Here is a 272-nt window from a genome sequence, read left to right as displayed (position 1 = left end):
TTTGTCTAGGCAGTATCCTCCAATAGATACTCCAAATCCATATCCCTCAACAGTCAGATAACAAGTTAAAATTCCATGGTCTTCTCTGCCCAAGAAAGTTTTGGTTATCTTTACGTTTTCAATTGTGTTATTCATCTGTTTCCTCCAATTTTCTCGCTATCGCCTCAATCACATTAACCGTGACTGAGTTACCAGCTTGCTTGTATAGTTGACTATTACTGTTTACTGCCTGGGCTCTATCAAACGCCCAATCTGGAAAACCTTGCAACCTC

General features: G+C 40.1%; 1 protein-coding gene. It reads right to left on the bottom strand.

What is annotated here, in order from left to right:
• Nucleotides 1–127: 127 nt before the first annotated feature.
• A partial coding sequence (locus tag C1E58_RS00500; RefSeq protein WP_193441726.1) for a DNA cytosine methyltransferase occupies nt 128–272 on the bottom strand: 145 nt, incomplete at its 5' end.

The sequence above is a fragment of the Streptococcus suis genome (assembly GCF_002964575.1).
Lineage (GTDB): Bacteria > Bacillota > Bacilli > Lactobacillales > Streptococcaceae > Streptococcus > Streptococcus suis_R.
Note: the sequence above shows the minus strand (reverse complement) of the source record. Positions and strands in the feature narration are given on the sequence as shown.